The following is a 1221-nucleotide window of genomic DNA, read 5'->3' on the forward strand; positions in this document are numbered from 1 at the left end:
TGACCTGCTCCCCGTTGATTAATACACCGCGATGTTAGTAATGTCTTCATAAGCCACATGAGGACATCCCCATGAAGAAGCGATTTTCCGACGAACAGATCATCAGTATTCTCCGCGAGGCAGAAGCCGGGGTTTCGGCCCGGGAACTCTGCCGCAAGCATGCCATTTCAGACGCCACCTTCTACACCTGGCGTAAGAAGTTCGGTGGCATGGAAGTCCCCGAAGTGAAGCGGCTCAAGTCACTTGAGGAAGAGAACGCTCGTCTCAAGAAGCTACTCGCTGAAGCCATGCTGGATAAGGAGGCGCTTCAGGTGGCCCTGGGCCGAAAGTTTTGACGACAGACCAGAAGCGGGAAGCCGTGGAAGTCATGTGTGAGACAACGGGTTTGTCGCAACGCCGTGCCTGCAGGCTGACTGGTCTGTCACTTTCAACCTGCCGTTATTCGGCTCAGCGTCCGGCTGCTGACGCACAACTGTCTCTACGCATCACAGAGCTGGCACTTGAACGCCGCCGGTTTGGTTACCGGCGCATCTGGCAGTTATTGCGCCGGGAGGGCCTTCACGTCAACCACAAGCGCGTTTACCGCATCTATCACCTTAACGGTCTGGGTGTAAAACGCAGGCGCCGCCGTAAGGGTCTGGCGACTGAACGGTTTCCGCTTCTTCGCCCGGATGCGCCGAACCTGACATGGTCGATGGATTTTGTCATGGATGCACTTGCCAGCGGCCGCCGGATTAAGTGCCTGACCTGTGTGGATGATTTCACGAAGGAGTGTCTGACGATCACCGCCGCTTTCGGGATTTCAGGTATTCAGGTCGCGCGTATTCTGGACAGCATTGCGCTGTTTCGTGGATATCCTGAGACGATAAGAACCGATCAGGGCCCGGAATTTACCTGCCGCGCGCTGGATCAATGGGCCTTTGAACATAGTGTTGAGTTGCGCTTAATCCAGCCGGGCAAGCCAACTCAGAACGGATTTATTGAGAGTTTCAACGGTCGCTTTCGGGATGAATGCCTGAATGAGCACTGGTTCAGCGATGTTCTTCATGCCCGGAAAATCATTAATGACTGGCGGCAGGATTATAACGAGTGTCGACCTCATTCATCGCTGAATTACCAGACGCCATCTGAATTTGCAGCAGGCTGGCGAAACGGGAAGCATGAAGAAAAATCAACCGACATTACTAACTGAAGGTTGTATCTAATACTGGGGGCAGGTCA

Annotated in this window: 1 protein-coding gene; it reads left to right on the top strand. The window is 53.9% G+C overall.

The window, feature by feature from the left end; all coding sequences use genetic code 11:
- Positions 1-71: 71 nt before the first annotated feature.
- Positions 72-1192 (top strand): IS3 family transposase gene (locus ACS603_RS23415; protein WP_162263837.1). Its coding sequence is split into 2 segments (ribosomal slippage): positions 72-330 and positions 330-1192, totalling 1122 coding nucleotides; the frame shifts between segments, so codons are not numbered across the junction.
- Positions 1193-1221 lie beyond the last annotated feature (29 nt).

The organism is Enterobacter sp. Li2LvB3 (genome assembly GCF_056156645.1).